Genomic DNA, 17,139 nt, shown 5'->3' with positions numbered 1-17,139 from the left:
ATAAATACCGATACTTACACCAATACTTGACGCGTATTTGCTATAAAGTGATGTACTTCACGCTCAATTTTAGGGTCAACAGGCTCATCTGGTCGACGATCATTCGGGCAAGGCATTCTTGGCGTAGTACCAAATAAGCGACAAATTAATGGACGCTCGTCATATACAGTGCAGCCATTGGGACCAAGATGTACACAATTGAACTCGTTTAACGCCGCTTCATGCTCAGCATCTGTTTTTACCGGTAAGCGCGACATTTCCTCTGAAGACGTTGTTACTGGCCCGCAGCAGTCGTGGCATCCTTTTACGCATTCAAACGCTGGAATATTAGCGCGTAATCGTAAAATTACTTCCTGATTTTTGTACATCACTATTTATACCCTTTATTTTTGCAACGCACTGACGCGGCAACTTTACTAATTTCTCCACAACGCATCAAAGCGATGCCTAAGCCTAGAGTGGCTAGATCAGCTATAGTACGCTTTGCACTGCCCAAAAATCAAGCTAAGTTAGCATTTAGTTACGCCATAGCGCTAATATACACAGCTTATAAACTAAATATTATTTATTAAGCAGGATGAATAAAGTAGTAAGCTGGCCGTTGTTATTATTTTACTTAAACACTTTGTTACCTAAAAATACTGTTTAAAATTACTCAGCTATTTATACTAGTGCAAATGAAAAATATTTTTTGAGGTAGTTGTGCAGATCATACAAGGTATGGAGTATTTTTTTTCGGGTTTTAAATTAATTACTCAAAAGGGATTAAAGCGTTTTGTGTTTATTCCGTTGTTAATTAATATTTTACTTTTTGGTAGCTCGTTGTTTTTTTTATTTGGCTGGTTAAGCGACAGTTTTAGCTACATAAATAATATGCTACCCGAGTGGTTAAGCTGGCTTGAGTGGTTAATGTGGCCCATTGCCCTGTTAATAGTGCTGTTTAGCTACAGTATGTTATTTACTGTAATCACAAACTTTATTGCCGCACCTTTTAATGGTTTACTCAGTGAAAAAGTTGAGTTGCATTTAACAGGTCAAAAAATTAATGATGATGGCTTTGCTGAGTTATTAAAAGATGTGCCACGCATGCTTGGCCGAGAGTGGACAAAACTTTGCTATTACCTTCCCCGCGCCATTGGCTTTTTTATATTGTTATGGGTGTTGCCGGTTATAGGGCAAATACTGTGGGTGCTTTTTTCGTGTTGGATGTTTGCCGTGCAATACCAAGATTACGCGTTCGATAATCATAAAATCAGCTTTAAGCAAATGAAAACCGATTTACAAAGCAAGCAAGGTTTATCGTACGGGTTTGGTTTTGCAGTAATGTTGCTAACAGCCATTCCGTTGGTAAATTTAATTGTAATGCCTGTTGCTGTTTGTGGTGGCACCAAATTATGGGTTGATAACTTTCGCAGCCAATACCGAAATCAATAATATGAAATAAAAAATGGGTCACTTGACCCATTTTTGATTTAACCTTAACTCTGGTTATTTACTAATTCATCATTAGCTATACAAGCTTTGTGGCACTTTGGTCACATTTAAGTGCACGGTCACTTCCTCACGATCATGATATAAATGCTTAGCTTGTAACTCGTAGCTTATACCGTATTTTTCCAGCTCTGCTCTGATCATGCTTAAGCACTCGTAAACACTATCAAAGCGTTTTTTCATTGGCAGCTTTAAGTTAAAAATAAGCTCTTTAGCATATGCATTTACTGCCCAATCAATCATTAGGCTGGTTACTTTAGTTGGCTTTTCTACCATGTCGCATACTAACCAAGTAATGTTGCGTTTTTCTGGGCGATATTTAAAGCCATCGGCCCTAAAGTGCTTTACCTGCCCTGTTTGCATTAAATCATCGTTCATTGGGCCATTATCTATCGCGCTTACAAACATACCACGGCGCACTAACTGATAAGTCCAGCCACCTGGACACGCCCCTAAGTCAACACTGCGCATTCCGGCTGCAACGCGTGACTCGCGTTGTTGTTCTGGAATAAACACATTAAATGCTTCATCTAATTTTAAAGTAGAGCGGCTTGGCGCATCACTTGGCATACGTAAACGTAAAATACCCATAAAAAATGGCGAGTTATTAAAGCTATACGAGTAACCGACATAAGCGGTGTTGTTAGTTAAAAACAGTACATGCATTACTGGGCGGTTTGCTTTTGGCTCGCGCAGTACAATATTACGTTTTTCGAGGGCTTTTTTAAGGGGCGTTGATATTTTTTTACAAAAGGTTAAAAGCTCTTTGCCTTCGTTGGTATCGGGGGTTTCTACACGTAGCTCAGAGCACAAGGTAAAATCTTTAGCAGCCTCTACAACCGCCCCTACACGATCTTCTACTGGCATGTTTTCGATCAGCGTACCAGCAAACCATTGACGAGCAAACACCATGTTTTTAAAATCAACTTTTTTAATTATTTCGTCGCCATGCTGCGCGTCAAAACACTCATAAATAACATAACCGGTATTTGGTTTTGCTTTAACATAACCGGCAAAACCTTGCTCGGCAGCGTGGAACGTTATTTCAGCAGCGGCATCGTTTTCAAACCCACTACGACAGTAAATTACAACACTAGACATATTAACCCTTTAAAACTTAAATCGTGCAACTTGCACTAAAATAACAATCCAACCAATAATAAAGCATAAACCACCCAATGGGGTTATTGGGCCTAGCCACTTCATACCTGTTATGGCAAGTAAGTATAAACTGCCACTAAAAAGCAGTGTGCCCGCAATAAAAAAACCGCCAGCCCAATTGAGGTTAATACCCCACTTAATTAACACCGCCACAGCTATAAGCGCTAATCCATGCACCATTTGGTACTCAGCTGCGGTTTTAAACACACCTAATGAGTACTCCGACAGTCGGCTTTTTAAACCGTGGGCGGCAAACGCCCCTAGCATTACCGACAGCATACAAAAAAAGCTCCCGGTCATTAAAAATAATTTAATCATTTATTACTCTCTCGAATACTTATTTAACAATGCATTTTATAAAGCGCACAGCACTTTGTACTGCAGTTGCTCGATTTTGCGCCTCACTAACGCCACTTTTTTTACGCGGTTTTAGTGAATGGTCGCCATCGGGTAGCCAGCAATATTCTGGTTGCTTGGGCATTAACATAGTAGCTAGCTCCTCACGAGTACCAAACGTATCGCGCTCACCTTGTAATACCAAAAATGGGCAGCCTATATCAGCAAAGTGATCGGTGCGTAGCTTTTCAGGCTTGCCTGGCGGATGAAACGGATAGCCAAACGCTAATACACCTAAAATAGCATGCTCGCTAGTACAGGCAAGCATTGACGCCATTCGTCCCCCCATAGATTTGCCACCAATAAATAACGGCAACCCTGGCTGTGCATGGCTAAGTATTTGCTCATAGTAGCTAAGCAATTTAGGCGCGCGATCGGGTGGGCGGCGTTTATTGGTTTGTTTCGCTATTTGCATATATTCAAAATCAAATAAACCAACATCAATCCCTTGCTCACTAATGAGTTGTGCCATATTTTGCATAAACTCATGGTCGCTACCTGCCCCTGCACCATGGGCAAAAATAAACTGTGCTATAGCTGGCTGCTGTGTATTTTTAAACCATTCAATCATATTAATACTCTTGTTCTTGCTCTACTAAGCTCAGCATCCATTCTTTAAATGACACTATTTTACCCATTTCAGTTTGCGACTCGCGCAGCACTAAATAATAAGCGTTTTTACTCTCTAAACTATGATTAAACGGGATCACTAATCGTCCGGCGTCAATATCGGGCTTAGCGAGTACACTATTGCCTATAGCCACACCTTGGCCATGTACTGCGGCTTGTAACACCATAGATGAGTGACTAAAAATGGGCCCTTGGTTAACTTGCACATTACGTACACCGGCGGTTTTCATCCATGTTTTCCAATTTTTACGTGTGGTGTCGTGCAATAAGGTATGGTGCGCTAAATCACTGGGTTGATTAAGTGGCTTAATGCCATTTAATAATAGCGGGCTACATAGCGGCACTAAATACTCGGTATGTAACTTAAAAGTTTGCACCCCACTCCAATGCCCACGGCCATAATAAATAGCAACGTCGACATCGTCGGTTAAAGAGTTTTCGTCTAGATCTTGCGCTTTTATTCGCACGTCTATTTCTGGGTGTAACTCATTAAATAAACTTAATCTGGGCACTAGCCACTGAATCGCAAAGCTTGGCGTTAAGCTTACCGTTAAAGAGCCTTTCGCACCTCGTGCTAGTAATTTTTCGGTGGCGTCTATTAGTTGGGTAAATATTTCTTTTATATCGAGAAAGTAACCCTGCCCTTCTTCGGTTAATAATAGCGAGCGGTTTCTGCGTATAAATAGCTTTAAGCCCAAATGTTCTTCTAATGTTTTTATTTGATGACTTACAGCGGCTTGCGTTACATATAGCTCTTCTGCAGCTTTGGTAAAACTTAAATGACGTGCTGCTGCTTCAAAGGCTTTAAGCGCGTTTAATGGAGGGACCCGTCTTGACATGATAACCACGCTTTGAATTAGTTTTTCTTATGCATGGAATTATATATTTAAGGTGTAAAAAAAGCGACCTTAGTCGCTTTTTAAATATTACCTAATATATAGGTTATAAATTATAAATCGCTGGCACTGGTATCAAGCGGTGCGAAGCTTTTAATTAAATCATCTACAGCTTTCATTTGCGTCAAGTAGCCTTCTAATTTACTCAATGCTAGTGCACATGGGCCATCGCATTTTGCTTCATTTGGATTTGGGTGTGCTTCTATAAATAAGCCCGCAATACCAAGTGCCATACCACTGCGGGCAAGCTCTGCTGCTTGGGCGCGACGACCATCAGCCGAATCTGCACGGCCACCTGGGCGTTGTAGTGCATGGGTAGCATCAAAAATAACAGGTGCCATTACTTTCATGTCATCCATGCCGAGCATATCAACCACTAAGTTATTATATCCAAAGCTTGAACCACGCTCACACAGTGCCACGTTGTTATTACCTGCTTCGTTAAATTTAGTAATAATATGGCGCATTTCGTGTGGGGCTAAAAACTGTGGTTTTTTTACATTTATAATTGCGCCGGTTTTTGCCATAGCAACAACCAAATCTGTTTGGCGGGCTAAAAATGCCGGTAACTGAATAACGTCAACTACTTCAGCAACAGGTGCTGCTTGATGTGGTTCGTGTACGTCGGTAATTAACGGAATATTAAATGTTTTTTTAATTTCTTCAAATATTTTTAAACCCTCGTCTAAACCCGGGCCGCGGTAAGAGTTGATTGATGAGCGATTAGCTTTATCAAACGACGCTTTAAATACATAAGGGATATTTAATTTAGTGGTTACTTCTACGTAATGCTCTGCAACACGCATGGCTAAATCACGAGACTCTAATACATTAATACCGCCAAACAATACAAACGGTTTGTTGTTTGCAAGTTCTATGTCATTAATTTTAATAATTTGGTTGTTCATTTTTATTCCTTATGGTGCAACTGCTTGCATCATTAATCCACAAATATAAGCCATATAAGTACCTACGCCATAGCCAAGTACCGCTAATAATACACCTACAGGAGCAAGCGACGGGTGAAATGCAGCGGCAACAACGGGTGCAGATGCCGCGCCGCCTACGTTGGCTTGTGAGCCTACCGCCATATAAAATAACGGTGCTTTAATTAGTTTAGCTACAATTAACATTAAGCTCGCATGGGTAAGCATCCATATAATGCCAATTACAAAATACATTGGTGTTTCAAAAATCGCCGTTATATTCATGTGTAAGCCGATTGATGCAACCAAAATATACAAAAATGTAGAAGCAACTTTCGACGCGCCAAACGATTCTATATGGCGTACTTTAGTAAACGATAAACTAATACCAATAGTGGTTGAGATCACGATTAACCAAAAAAACTTACTGTTTAAGCTGTACTCTTGTGCCCATGGGAAATTAGCACCAAAGTAAGGGCCTAAAAAGTCAGCACAAAAATGTGCCAAGCCGGTAATACCAAAGGCAATGGCAATAATCATCATATAATCGTTAAGCGTTGGCATGCGCGCATGCTCAGCATGATATTTTTCAACCCGGTTTTTAAGATCTTCAATGGCGCTGGTATCGGCACCTGTTCTTGCATCAATGGCTTTATGATTAGCTGCCATTAATAATAAAACGGCCATCCATAAGTTAGCAACAATGACATCTACCGTCACCATGGCCGAAAATATATCACCGCCAACTTCAAACATTTCTTTCATTGATGCTTGATTAGCACCGCCACCAATCCAGCTACCTGCTACTGTGGTCATACCGCGCCATACGGCATCGGGGCCATGTCCGCCAATTGCTTCTGGGTACACTGCACTCATAATTAAAATAGCTAAAGGGCCACCAATAACAATACCAGTAGTACCGGTTAAAAACATAATGAGTGCTTTGGGGCCTAAGTTTATAATGGCTTTTAAATCAATACTTATAGTCAGCAGTATTAAACACGCTGGCAATAAGTAGCGTGACGCTACGTAATATACGTTTGATTTATTACCATCAACAATACCAAAGGTATTAAGTAATGAGGGCAAAAAGTAACATAACAGTAAAGCGGGTACATATTTATAAAATGCTTTAAAACCTGGGTGCTGGCTGTTAGAGGTTTTAAACACAAACCCTAAAATAATAGCCAGTAAACCAAGTACCACAGCATCGTTAGTAATTAATGCAGTTTGGGCTTCAACCATAGTTATTCCTATTTTTAATGGTGAGTTTTATTATTATTGTCTTCTAGTTCTTCTATTTGGTGTTGAATAATCTCTATTGCAGGATCGTCTGGGCATTCATCTACAAAAAACTGTAAATCGTCACGTGCCATTTTAGGGCAACCTAATTGATTGAGTAAATACCCTCTGTCGCGTCGCTCATAAGGGTCGTCACCAATTATATCCATCAGCATTTCGACGCAGTTTAACGCATGACCAAATTTATTTTCGCTAATAAACGACCACTTTTGCTGGGCTAAAAATAATTTATATACTTCGTCGTCAAAAATAAGCTCAAGTGGCTCTTGCTCTTGGGCATTATCTTCATCAACGTTTTCAGGAATGATATACCAGCTTTGTTGGCCGCTGCTTGGCTCAATGGTATAGCCTTCTTCATCACTCATAGCTACATGTATACCAATATCACCTTGGGTAATACTTACACAAGCGTCTAGTTTGGCATGTTGTAAAAAATGGCTGAGTAAAATAGCAAGTGTTGTTGGTGAACCACTGCGCATAGTTAATGTATAGCTTATGCAATTTAATTTGTACTCTGGCACTTTTAAGCTAGAAGCACTAAACAGCCATTCACTATAAAAGCGATCTAATAGCTTATCTAAACGCACATGCTCGTCAGATGTTTGCAGACACAAAGCATCTATTTCCTGTTCAAAGGAAGTTAAAATTTCATAGCTAGGCGTTAAGTCAATCTGAGGGTCCCATTTAGATTCGGCTTGAATACAACGATAAATCGCCGGTGGCAAAAAATCATCATAAGCTTCATCAAAATAAGAATCATCGTGTTCATCAAACCCGAGGGTGGTCATTCATACTACAACATTTTAGAAAACGAAGGCGTAGTTTACTACTTTTTAAGCTAGATACCAATGTAGAGGGGCTTGAATGTGAACTTATGTTTAGAAATAGTTGAGCTTTGTACACAATTATACAAAGCTCAATTGGGCTAATTATTACTTATAAAAGCAGTGCCGACTTAGCGGTTGCTAAATAACCGATAGCTAAAATAACCAAAGTGTTAAAAATGGTATATGCTACTTTTGGTGCTGTTTTTGTTTGTTTTGAGCTAACAATACCAACGGCAATATAAATAACCACTAGCACTATCTTTTCTAGTAACCAATATTGCTCAAACGGATTAATTTTAGCGATCCCCATTAGCATTAATGCTGAAACAAGTAACAAAGTGTCTATGCCGTGGCTGCCAATAAACACCAGTTTATTTTTTGCCAACTTACCACTACCCATGCGTGAAAATGAGCGTACATAAAATAAAATTACACTCAACATCGCAATAGCCATGTGTGAATGTTTAACTGCTAAATAATCCATAGTTTTAATACTTCTGTTTAGTTAAATGTTTTTATTTTTAAAAACGAATAAGCAGTGCAAATATTACACTGCTGTAATTTAGTTTAAGAGCACTGTGCAAGTGTAACGCGATCGTTATTGCCTAAGTCTTTCACTGTTTTAATATTTATAAACCCCATTTGTGCAAAAAATTGGCTAACCGCACCACTTTGCTCAAAACCATGTTCGATCAAAAGATAACCTTTAGCGTGAAGATAGTCACGTGATTGGGTAATTATTTGTTTTATATCAGCCAGTCCATCATCATCTGCAACAAGTGCTGAGAGCGGTTCAAAGCGCACATCACCTTGCTTGAGGTGTATATCGGTTGTTTCTATATACGGCGGATTAGATACAATTAAATGAAACTTTTCGCCATTAAGCGCGCTAAACCAATTACTTTGCTTTACTTGCACATTATTAATGGCTAATCGCTGCTGGTTACGTGTAGCAAGTGCAACAGCATCAGCTACTCTATCTACTGCGGTAATTTGCCAAGTGGGCATTTCGCTCCCCAGTGCTAACGCGATTGCGCCAGTCCCTGTGCCTAAATCGAGCACCTTTGCATTACTTGGCACCGCCATTTCAAGCGCTTGCTCTACTAAGGTTTCGGTATCTGGACGCGGTATTAAAGTGGTGGCATTAACCTCTAGCGATAAACTCCAAAATTCACGTTGCCCTGTAATATGTGCAACTGGCTCGCCATTTAAACGCCTTTGGCAAAATGTATCAAATTGCTGCTGTTGCTCTGTACTAAGCGTGCTTTCTGGCCAAGTAAAAAGATAACTGTGAGGTTTTTGCAATATATGCAGTAGTAAAACTTGCGCGTCTAATTTAGCGCTTTCGCTGCTAGGTGCTAATAAATTAGCGCCTGCAGCAATTGCTTGTTCGAGGGTTTGGGTCACTATTATTACTCATCGCCCATGGCCGCTAGTAAGTCGGCCTGATGCTCTTGCATTAATGGCTCTACAATACAGCTTAAATCACCGGCTACCACTTCGTTTAAGCGATATAGGGTTAAGTTAATACGGTGATCGGTAATACGACCTTGTGGATAGTTATAAGTACGAATACGCTCAGAGCGATCGCCACTGCCTACTAAGTTACGACGCTCAGAGGCTTCTGCTGCATCGCGCTTTTCGTCTTCAGCTTGTTGCAAACGCGCTGCAAGTACCGACATAGCTTTAGCACGGTTTTTATGTTGCGAGCGCTGATCCTGACACTCTACAACCACACCGGTAGGTATATGGGTAATACGAATAGCAGAATCGGTTTTATTTACGTGCTGACCACCCGCGCCTGATGCACGAAACGTATCAACTTTAAGATCGGCCGAATTAATTTCAATTGCCTCAGCTTCTGGTACTTCAGCCATTACCGCAACCGTACACGCAGAGGTATGAACTCGACCTTGCGATTCGGTTTCTGGTACACGTTGTACACGATGCACGCCAGATTCAAATTTCAGCTGACCAAAAACGCCTTCACCACTAATATTAGCAATTATTTCTTTATAGCCGCCGTGCTCACCTTCGTTGGTGGTCACCACATCTACTTTCCATTTTTTAGTTTCGGCATAACGGCTGTACATTCTAAATAAGTCGCCGGCAAATATAGCCGCTTCGTCGCCACCAGTGCCCGCTCGCACTTCTAAATACACGTTATTATTGTCTTTAGGATCTTTTGGCAGCATTAATACTTGAATTTCATCTTCTATGGTCAGTATTTGTGCTTTAGCTTCTTTGTATTCTTCTTGCGCCATTTCACGTATATCTGGGTCTGAATCTTTCAGCATTTCTTCTGCGCTTATTACATCTTGTTGCGCTTGTTGGTAGCTTAAAAACGTTTTTACTACCTCTTCTAAATCTGAGTATTCTTTAGAAAGTGCACGAAAGCGGTTTTGATCACGAATGACCGATGGGTCGCTTAGTAGCGCTTGTACTTCTTCATAACGCTCAACTAAGATTTCTAACTTATGATAAACGGATTCTTTCATTAACTGCTATTCCTGATCAATACCTAACATTTTTTTCAATTGGTTTAACTGAGCCACTTCACCTTTTTTCGCTGCATCTTGAATAGCACGGGTAGGCGCGTGCATTAAGCGGTTGGTTAACTTATTGGCCAGCTCTAAAATAACTTTTTCGGCATCTTTACCTGTATTGAGCTGACTCACTGCTCGCTCTACAAGTTCGGACTTTATTGTTTGTACATCGTTTCGATAGTGGCGAATTAAATCCACCGAATCGAGTGAGCGTATCCACATTAAAAACTCTTTAGTGCGCTCGGTAATAATAACTTCAGCCTGCTCAGCGGCTTCTTCTCGGGCACTCATATTCTCGCTAACAATGGTTTGTAAGTCATCAACAGAATATAAATAAGCATCGTCAAGTTCACCCACTTGGCTTTCAATATCGCGAGGAACCGCAATATCAATAAACAACATAGGCTTATAACGACGCTGTTTAAGTGCTTGCTCCACCACACCCTTACCAATAATAGGCAGTGTGCTGGCGGTAGAACTAATAACAATATCGGCTTTATGTAAACGCTCAGGTAGCTGAGCAAGTGCAATTACATCACCCGATACTTGATCCGCTAAACTACGTGCACGCTCAAGGGTTCTGTTCGCAACCGTAATGTTTTGCGGCTCATTTTGGTACAAATGTTTGGCTACTAGCTCAATTGTTTCACCGGCACCAATGAGAAGTACATTGGTTTTATCGAGCTTGCCATAAATATGTTTAGCTAAATTAACCGCCGCATAAGCAACCGACACTGCACTGGCACCAATGTTGGTTTCAGTACGTACTTGCTTAGCAACTGAAAACGTTTTTTGAAATAATCTATCAAACGTCACGCCCACAGCATTATGAGTTTTAGCACTGTTATACGCTTGCTTTATTTGCCCCAAAATTTGCGGCTCGCCCAGTACGAGTGAATCTAGGCCACAGGCTACGCGCATTAAGTGATTTATAGCATCACTACCTTCATGGCAGTAAATGTTTTTACTCAGTTCATGTTCATCCAAACCATGGAAACTAGATAACCACTGCAACAGTGTTTGGGAATTTTGCTGTGCAAGGCTACAATACACTTCAGTTCGATTACAGGTGGAAACAATCACTGCCTCATTAAAATGGGCGTGGCCACTTAATTGCTGTAGCGCCTCTGAAATTTGCTCAGGGGAAAAAGCCACTTTTTCACGTAATTCTACGGGAGCGGTTTTGTGATTAATACCAAGTGCGATTATGGTCATATTTGCCAAATATTGATGAGCCCTACTTTAAAGGCCGCAATTTTATCAAAAATCTCAGGAATATGGAAAGTAAGGAGCAACATTTGATTCGACAATATTTTATTTTAGCTATGTTTTTCTTGTTTTTAGCCGGCTGCGCTCAAAAAAGAAACTTAGAAACAACCACTTACGAAAACTGGAAAACACATCTTGCTGAGCAAAGTATTTGGCAAGTAGAAGGTAAACTTGCTTTTATTAGCCCCGATGAGCGCCAATCTGCAAACTTAAACTGGCAACAGAGCCAAAATAACAATAATTTAGTGCTCACCACTTTTATTGGTACACGTATATTGTCACTCAAACAAACTGCAAATACGGCAGAACTAAACTATGATGGCGAGCAGTATTTTGACACCAATGCAACGGCATTACTAAAACGTTTAACCGGTTTTGCTTTACCGGTAAATAACGCCGACAGTTGGTTAAAAGGCACCATTGATGACCAAACTTTAAAGGTTGATCAATTAGGCCGCGCTAAAAGCGTATTATGGTTTGATAGTACAGGTAAAAAATGGCAAATTGAGTACGCTAGCTTTGTGCAAAAAAGCGGCTACTGGCTACCCAACAGACTGACCTTAACCCATCAAAAAATTAAAATTAAAATTCAACTCTACGATTGGCAGTTTAATTAACCATGAATAATATCACTTCATTTTCACTTATTGCGCCGGCAAAGCTCAATCTTTTTTTACATATTAATGGCCGCCGAGATGACGGTTACCATGAACTAGAAACCCTGTTTACGTTTTTAAATTATGGCGACGAACTTAGTTTTGAGTTAAGCGATTTACCTGCAATTATTGTTACCGGCGACACAAATGGCATAGCCACAACCGACAACCTTATCTATAAAGCGGCTTTATTATTGCAAACACAGTGCAAAACAAAGCAAGGCGTGAAAATAAATTTAATTAAACGTTTGCCAATGGGCGGCGGTGTTGGCGGTGGATCATCAGACGCTGCCAGCACATTATTAGCCTTAAATAAGTTGTGGAAAACAGCCCTCAGTTTAGATGAATTAGCTCATTTAGGCTTACAACTAGGTGCCGATGTACCCGTATTCATACATGGTAAAAGCGCCATAGCGCATGGGATTGGTGAGCAATTAGAACAAGTAATGCTTGAGCAAAAGTGGTATTGTGTGGTCTTCCCTAATCAACATGTAAGTACTGCTAAAATATTTACTCATCCTGAACTAAAACGCGACACGCCAAAAATTTCAGGAGACTGGCAACAGCATATTTTAACTAACGATTGCGAATCTTTAGTGAAAAAGCTGTGTCCCGAGGTTGAAAAAACCCTGCAGTGGTTGCTAAAATACGCTCCATCAAAGATGACCGGAACAGGTTCATGTTGTTTTGTAGAATTTGCTACGCAAGTTCAAGCACAAGATGTACTTGCTAATCTCCCCCATACTTGGCAGGGGTTTATCGCATCAAGCGTTAATACTTCTCCCGCTCATACGGAGTTAGCCGCCATATTTGATTGAAGTAACGTACAAGTAGTCATAAGTTAACACGCAGTGGTTTAATTATTGCCTGTTAGTCCAAAAATTCAGTGCCTGAGGAACCCTACCGTGCCTGACATGAAGCTCTTCGCTGGTAACGCAACACCTGAGTTAGCTCAAAAAGTTGCAAAACGTTTATATATTGAATTAGGCGATGCTGTTGTTGGCCGTTTTAGCGACGGTGAGATCAGTGTTCAAATTAATGAGAATGTTCGTGGATCGGATGTTTTCATCTTACAATCAACCTGTGCCCCTACAAACGATAACCTTATGGAACTTATCGTTATGGTTGATGCTCTACGTCGTGCATCTGCCGGTCGTATTACTGCCGTTATTCCTTATTTTGGTTATGCTCGTCAAGATCGTCGTGTACGTTCTGCCCGTGTACCCATTACCGCTAAAGTCGTTGCCGATTTCTTATCTAGTGTAGGTGTTGACCGCGTTCTTACGGTTGATTTACACGCTGAGCAAATCCAAGGCTTCTTTGATGTACCTGTAGATAACGTATTTGGTAGCCCTGTTTTACTTGAAGATATGAAAGCACGTCATTTTGACGACGTTGTTGTTGTATCTCCAGATATTGGTGGCGTTGTACGTGCGCGTGCTATTGCAAAACTACTAAACGATACCGATTTAGCTATTATTGATAAACGTCGCCCACAGGCAAACGTTTCTCAAGTGATGCATATTATTGGTGATGTTGAAGGTCGTGATTGTATTATCGTTGATGATATGATTGATACCGGCGGTACATTATGTAAAGCAGCTGAAGCACTTAAAGAACACGGTGCTAAGCGCGTATTTGCATATGCTACTCACCCTATTCTTTCGGGAAAAGCGGCTGAAAACTTGCGCAATTCAGTGATTGACGAAGTTATTGTAACTGACTCTATTCCACTGTCTGCAGAGCTTAAAGCACTAAATATTGTTAAAGTACTTACACTTGCCGACATGCTTGCAGAAACTATTCGTCGTATTAGTAACGAAGAGTCTATCTCAGCAATGTTTGAGCATTAATTAAAGATCTACTTTAGCGAAGCTAAGTAACTTTAATTTTAAAAAGCGCCTTTTGGCGCTTTTTTCGTAACTGTTATATATTTTGCTGGGGGGCGATGTTATGATAGCGCGCCTTTTGGCTAGGGACCTTGGTCGCAAAGGCCCTATACTTTTAATTATTGGAAACTATTATGTCAAACAAAACTTATGTATATAACGCAGAACTTCGCGAGCAAACTGGTACTGGTGCGAGCCGCCGCCTACGTCGCGAAGACAAAGTGCCTGCTATCGTTTACGGCGCAAACAAAGAAGCTACTTCAATCACTTTAGATCATAAAGATGTGATTAAAGCTCAAGAAAGCGAAGGTTTTTACACGCAAATTCTTACACTTAACATTGGCGGCGAGTCTGTTGAAACTATCCTAAAAGATATTCAACGTCACCCTTTCAAGCCTAAAGTTACACACCTTGATTTCCAACGTATCGATGCAAACCAAAAGCTACATACTATTGTTCCAATCCACTTTGTTGGTGAAGACGTTGTAGAAAAACTTGGTACAACTGTTGTTCGTCAGTTAACTGAAATCGAAATTTCTTGTTTCCCTAAAGCAATCCCTGATTTCGTAACAGTAGATGTTTCAAAATTAGTTGCAGGCGATTCTCTACATATTTCTGATGTTGCATTACCAGCTGGCGTTTCATCAATAGATTTAGCAAAAGGTCCTGGTCACGATCAGTCTATCCTAATTGTTAAAGCTAACAAATCAGCTCCAACTGAAGATGAAGCTGAAGACGCTGCAGAATAATATTTAAGGCTTAACACCTTGAATTCTATTCAAATGCTTGTGGGCCTGGCTAATCCAGGCCCCGAATACGCAAACACACGCCACAATGCAGGTGCTTGGTTCATTGAGCAACTCGCTGCACGCTATAACTGCACTCTAAAACACGATCCTAAATATCACGGCCTTACAGGTAAAGTGATTATTCAAGATCAAGAATTCAAATTATTGATCCCCACTACTTATATGAACTTAAGTGGTAAAGCGGTCGGTAGTTTAGCTAATTTTTTCAAAATTCCTGTGGAAAGCATTTTAGTTGCCCACGATGAATTAGACTTAGAACCTGGCGTTGCCAAATTAAAGAAAGGCGGCGGACACGGCGGTCATAATGGCTTAAAAGACATTATTGCAAAAATGGCAAATCAAAAAGACTTTATGCGCTTGCGCATTGGTGTAGGTCATCCGGGGCATCGTGAAATGGTAACTGGTTGGGTGCTAGGAAAAGCGGCCAAAGCAGACCAAGAAAAAATGGATGCTGCCATTGATGAAGCGGTACGCTGCATGGAAATACTTGCAAAAGATGGTGTGTTAAAAGCACAAAACAGACTACATTCGTTTAAACCCTAGTAACTTGGGTACAAGTTCGCCGTTTAAACGAATCTAAACAAGGTATCTTACTATGGGTTTTAAATGTGGCATTGTTGGCTTGCCTAATGTGGGTAAATCGACACTTTTTAATGCATTAACAAAAGCGGGTATTGAAGCCGCTAACTTTCCTTTTTGTACCATTGAGCCTAATACAGGTGTGGTACCAGTGCCTGATCCTCGCCTAGACGCACTTGCTAAAATTGTAAACCCACAGCGCATTCTTACAACAAGTATGGAGTTTGTAGATATTGCCGGTTTAGTAAAAGGCGCATCTAAAGGTGAAGGTCTTGGTAACCAGTTTTTAGCTAATATTCGTGAAACTGACGCCATTGGCCACGTAGTTCGCTGTTTTAATGATGATAATATTATTCACGTAGCTGGCACTATTGACCCTGCTGATGATATTGACGTTATAAACACTGAATTAGTGCTTGCCGATATGGACAGCGCTGAAAAAGCATCGTTCCGTAATGCTAAAAAAGCTAAAGGTGGCGATAAAGACGCAAAAGAGCAAAATGCAGTACTTGAAAAAGTAAAAGTACACCTTGATGAAGGCTTAACATTGCGTTCTTTAGAGTTAACTAAAGAAGAAAAAGCAGCTATCAGCTCTATTAACTTTTTAACTATCAAACCAACAATGTATATTGCTAACGTTGCTGAAGATGGTTTTGAAAACAACCCATACCTTGATGTTGTACGCGCTATTGCCGCAGCAGAAGATGCGATTGTTGTTCCTGTATGTGCTGCTATTGAATCTGAGCTTTCTGAGCTAGATGAAGAAGACAAGCTTGAGTTTATGGCTGATCTTGGTTTAGAAGAGCCAGGCCTTAACCTTGTTATTCGTGGTGGCTATGAATTACTGCAATTACAAACCTACTTTACAGCAGGCGTAAAAGAAGTACGCGCATGGACTATTCCTGTAGGTGCAACTGCGCCACAAGCAGCAGGTAAAATTCATACCGACTTTGAGCGTGGCTTTATTCGCGCACAAACGATTGCTTTTGACGACTTTATTGCCTTTAAGGGTGAGAGCGGCGCAAAAGAAGCAGGTAAAATGCGCCAAGAAGGTAAAGAGTACATTGTAAAAGACGGCGATGTAATGAACTTCTTGTTCAACGTATAAATATACATTACCCAAATTTAGTGTGGTGATGATTTTAAAGGCTCGTTTTTACGAGCCTTTTTTATTTCTTTAATACCTGCTGTGGTTTTTTAACGTCTGTATTTGTTTAGCAAAATTGAAGAACTGCGAATAAGTTTAAGTTTAGTGTTTTTAATGCAGCTAAAAAAACAGCATTTATGCTAAATTTTAGCCGCTTAGCTTACTTTTCCTGCAAACAAACCAAGTTAAGTGTTTTTTTGCAAAAAAGGTGTTGACGAATTTGGGCCATATCAGCATAATACGCCCCGCACTCAGCGATGAAGTGCTAACGAAAAAATATGGCTAAGTAGCTCAGCTGGTTAGAGCACATCACTCATAATGATGGGGTCACAGGTTCAAATCCCGTCTTAGCCACCATTATTTTTTTGTTACTCAATGAAGAGTTTAAAATAACTACCTAGTGTTTAATTACACAAAGTAATGCGGGAGTGGCGGAATTGGTAGACGCGCTGGATTTAGGTTCCAGTATCTTAGGATGTGAGAGTTCAAGTCTCTCCTTCCGCACCATTCTTGATAAGAATTAAAACTATCAATTGTTTTTGTTGGGATATCGCCAAGCGGTAAGGCACCAGGTTTTGATCCTGGCATTCCCAGGTTCAAATCCTGGTATCCCAG

General features: G+C 40.5%; 19 protein-coding genes and 3 tRNA genes. 10 read left to right on the top strand and 12 right to left on the bottom strand.

All coding sequences use genetic code 11. The features are described 5' to 3' along the window. Positions 1-14 precede the first annotated feature (14 nt). Positions 15-368, bottom strand: coding sequence for a YkgJ family cysteine cluster protein (locus AAEY55_RS15025; protein WP_011327756.1), 354 nt, complete (start codon positions 366-368; stop codon positions 15-17). A gap of 352 nt (positions 369-720) precedes the next feature. On the opposite strand from AAEY55_RS15025, the gene cysZ reads away from it, so the two are divergent. After that, complete coding sequence (cysZ, locus tag AAEY55_RS15020) at positions 721-1,434, top strand: sulfate transporter CysZ (protein WP_172459247.1); 714 nt, start codon at positions 721-723, stop codon at positions 1,432-1,434. Between the two features lie 72 nt (positions 1,435-1,506). Here cysZ and rlmM read toward each other — a convergent pair whose 3' ends face one another. The 11 genes from rlmM to hemA form a co-directional block, all read right to left on the bottom strand. Beyond that, entirely contained in the window at positions 1,507-2,592 is a 1,086-nt protein-coding gene (gene rlmM, locus AAEY55_RS15015) for a 23S rRNA (cytidine(2498)-2'-O)-methyltransferase RlmM (RefSeq protein ID WP_011327753.1), read from the bottom strand. Positions 2,593-2,601: 9 nt separating this feature from the next. Further along, the gene (locus tag AAEY55_RS15010) at positions 2,602-2,970 is read right to left on the bottom strand and encodes a DUF423 domain-containing protein (protein WP_041454382.1); all 369 of its coding nucleotides are present in this window, start codon (positions 2,968-2,970) and stop codon (positions 2,602-2,604) included. A 19-nt stretch (positions 2,971-2,989) separates the two neighbouring features. Further along, the gene (locus AAEY55_RS15005; protein ID WP_089367977.1) at positions 2,990-3,619 is read right to left on the bottom strand and encodes an alpha/beta family hydrolase; all 630 of its coding nucleotides are present in this window, start codon (positions 3,617-3,619) and stop codon (positions 2,990-2,992) included. A gap of 1 nt (position 3,620) precedes the next feature. Then, positions 3,621-4,517, bottom strand: a complete 897-nt coding sequence (locus tag AAEY55_RS15000) for a transcriptional regulator GcvA (protein ID WP_011327750.1) — start codon at positions 4,515-4,517, stop codon at positions 3,621-3,623. Positions 4,518-4,627: 110 nt separating this feature from the next. Further along, complete coding sequence (gene kdsA / locus AAEY55_RS14995) at positions 4,628-5,482, bottom strand: 3-deoxy-8-phosphooctulonate synthase (protein ID WP_011327749.1); 855 nt, start codon at positions 5,480-5,482, stop codon at positions 4,628-4,630. Between the two features lie 9 nt (positions 5,483-5,491). Further along, complete coding sequence (locus AAEY55_RS14990) at positions 5,492-6,745, bottom strand: DUF819 domain-containing protein (RefSeq protein WP_011327748.1); 1,254 nt, start codon at positions 6,743-6,745, stop codon at positions 5,492-5,494. Positions 6,746-6,759: 14 nt separating this feature from the next. After that, positions 6,760-7,590, bottom strand: a complete 831-nt coding sequence (locus AAEY55_RS14985) for a tetratricopeptide repeat protein (RefSeq protein WP_011327747.1) — start codon at positions 7,588-7,590, stop codon at positions 6,760-6,762. A 148-nt stretch (positions 7,591-7,738) separates the two neighbouring features. Then, a complete protein-coding gene (locus AAEY55_RS14980; RefSeq protein WP_011327746.1) occupies positions 7,739-8,113 on the bottom strand; it encodes a SirB2 family protein in 375 nt (124 codons plus the stop codon). A gap of 83 nt (positions 8,114-8,196) precedes the next feature. Then, positions 8,197-9,036, bottom strand: a complete 840-nt coding sequence (gene prmC / locus AAEY55_RS14975; RefSeq protein WP_086997954.1) for a peptide chain release factor N(5)-glutamine methyltransferase — start codon at positions 9,034-9,036, stop codon at positions 8,197-8,199. A gap of 5 nt (positions 9,037-9,041) precedes the next feature. Further along, complete coding sequence (prfA, locus tag AAEY55_RS14970; RefSeq protein WP_011327744.1) at positions 9,042-10,127, bottom strand: peptide chain release factor 1; 1,086 nt, start codon at positions 10,125-10,127, stop codon at positions 9,042-9,044. Between the two features lie 6 nt (positions 10,128-10,133). Further along, a complete protein-coding gene (gene hemA / locus AAEY55_RS14965) occupies positions 10,134-11,390 on the bottom strand; it encodes a glutamyl-tRNA reductase (protein WP_041454381.1) in 1,257 nt (418 codons plus the stop codon). An 83-nt stretch (positions 11,391-11,473) separates the two neighbouring features. Between hemA and lolB the strand changes: the two genes are divergently transcribed. The 9 genes from lolB to AAEY55_RS14920 all read left to right on the top strand — a co-directional run bounded on the left by lolB (position 11,474) and on the right by AAEY55_RS14920 (position 17,139). After that, on the top strand, positions 11,474-12,061 hold the full coding sequence (lolB, locus tag AAEY55_RS14960; protein ID WP_179808149.1) for a lipoprotein insertase outer membrane protein LolB: 588 nt from the start codon (positions 11,474-11,476) through the stop codon (positions 12,059-12,061). Between the two features lie 2 nt (positions 12,062-12,063). Continuing rightward, positions 12,064-12,918: a 4-(cytidine 5'-diphospho)-2-C-methyl-D-erythritol kinase gene (gene ispE, locus AAEY55_RS14955; protein ID WP_089367976.1), complete on the top strand. Its 855-nt coding sequence runs from the start codon at positions 12,064-12,066 to the stop codon at positions 12,916-12,918. Positions 12,919-13,005: 87 nt separating this feature from the next. Continuing rightward, the gene (locus AAEY55_RS14950) at positions 13,006-13,953 is read left to right on the top strand and encodes a ribose-phosphate pyrophosphokinase (RefSeq protein ID WP_011327740.1); all 948 of its coding nucleotides are present in this window, start codon (positions 13,006-13,008) and stop codon (positions 13,951-13,953) included. Between the two features lie 170 nt (positions 13,954-14,123). Then, positions 14,124-14,738 (top strand): 50S ribosomal protein L25/general stress protein Ctc, encoded by a 615-nt coding sequence (locus AAEY55_RS14945; protein WP_011327739.1) that lies wholly within the window; start codon positions 14,124-14,126, stop codon positions 14,736-14,738. Positions 14,739-14,756: 18 nt separating this feature from the next. After that, positions 14,757-15,341 carry an aminoacyl-tRNA hydrolase gene (gene pth / locus AAEY55_RS14940; RefSeq protein WP_011327738.1) on the top strand — a complete coding sequence of 195 codons (585 nt, stop codon included), beginning with the start codon at positions 14,757-14,759 and terminating at the stop codon, positions 15,339-15,341. Positions 15,342-15,393: 52 nt separating this feature from the next. Further along, positions 15,394-16,485 carry a redox-regulated ATPase YchF gene (ychF, locus tag AAEY55_RS14935; protein ID WP_011327737.1) on the top strand — a complete coding sequence of 364 codons (1,092 nt, stop codon included), beginning with the start codon at positions 15,394-15,396 and terminating at the stop codon, positions 16,483-16,485. Positions 16,486-16,804: 319 nt separating this feature from the next. Beyond that, positions 16,805-16,881, top strand: a tRNA-Met gene (locus AAEY55_RS14930). Between the two features lie 65 nt (positions 16,882-16,946). Beyond that, positions 16,947-17,031 (top strand) — tRNA-Leu (locus AAEY55_RS14925). 36 nt (positions 17,032-17,067) lie between these two features. Then, positions 17,068-17,139: transfer RNA gene (locus tag AAEY55_RS14920), tRNA-Gln, on the top strand.

It is taken from the genome of Pseudoalteromonas sp. 120-MNA-CIBAN-0494, from assembly GCF_040308885.1.
Lineage (GTDB): Bacteria > Pseudomonadota > Gammaproteobacteria > Enterobacterales > Alteromonadaceae > Pseudoalteromonas > Pseudoalteromonas nigrifaciens.
The sequence above is the reverse complement of the archived record's forward strand: the minus strand, read 5'-3'. Positions and strand labels throughout refer to the sequence as shown.

Coding starts and splice junctions, on each gene's coding strand:
- AAEY55_RS15025 (WP_011327756.1), bottom strand. CDS start 368: ATGTACAAAAATCAGGAAGTAATTTTACGATTACGCGCTAATATTCCA.
- cysZ (WP_172459247.1), top strand. CDS start 721: ATGGAGTATTTTTTTTCGGGTTTTAAATTAATTACTCAAAAGGGATTA.
- rlmM (WP_011327753.1), bottom strand. CDS start 2,592: ATGTCTAGTGTTGTAATTTACTGTCGTAGTGGGTTTGAAAACGATGCC.
- AAEY55_RS15010 (WP_041454382.1), bottom strand. CDS start 2,970: ATGATTAAATTATTTTTAATGACCGGGAGCTTTTTTTGTATGCTGTCG.
- AAEY55_RS15005 (WP_089367977.1), bottom strand. CDS start 3,619: ATGATTGAATGGTTTAAAAATACACAGCAGCCAGCTATAGCACAGTTT.
- AAEY55_RS15000 (WP_011327750.1), bottom strand. CDS start 4,517: ATGTCAAGACGGGTCCCTCCATTAAACGCGCTTAAAGCCTTTGAAGCA.
- kdsA (WP_011327749.1), bottom strand. CDS start 5,482: ATGAACAACCAAATTATTAAAATTAATGACATAGAACTTGCAAACAAC.
- AAEY55_RS14990 (WP_011327748.1), bottom strand. CDS start 6,745: ATGGTTGAAGCCCAAACTGCATTAATTACTAACGATGCTGTGGTACTT.
- AAEY55_RS14985 (WP_011327747.1), bottom strand. CDS start 7,590: ATGACCACCCTCGGGTTTGATGAACACGATGATTCTTATTTTGATGAA.
- AAEY55_RS14980 (WP_011327746.1), bottom strand. CDS start 8,113: ATGGATTATTTAGCAGTTAAACATTCACACATGGCTATTGCGATGTTG.
- prfA (WP_011327744.1), bottom strand. CDS start 10,127: ATGAAAGAATCCGTTTATCATAAGTTAGAAATCTTAGTTGAGCGTTAT.
- hemA (WP_041454381.1), bottom strand. CDS start 11,390: ATGACCATAATCGCACTTGGTATTAATCACAAAACCGCTCCCGTAGAA.
- ispE (WP_089367976.1), top strand. CDS start 12,064: ATGAATAATATCACTTCATTTTCACTTATTGCGCCGGCAAAGCTCAAT.
- AAEY55_RS14945 (WP_011327739.1), top strand. CDS start 14,124: ATGTCAAACAAAACTTATGTATATAACGCAGAACTTCGCGAGCAAACT.
- ychF (WP_011327737.1), top strand. CDS start 15,394: ATGGGTTTTAAATGTGGCATTGTTGGCTTGCCTAATGTGGGTAAATCG.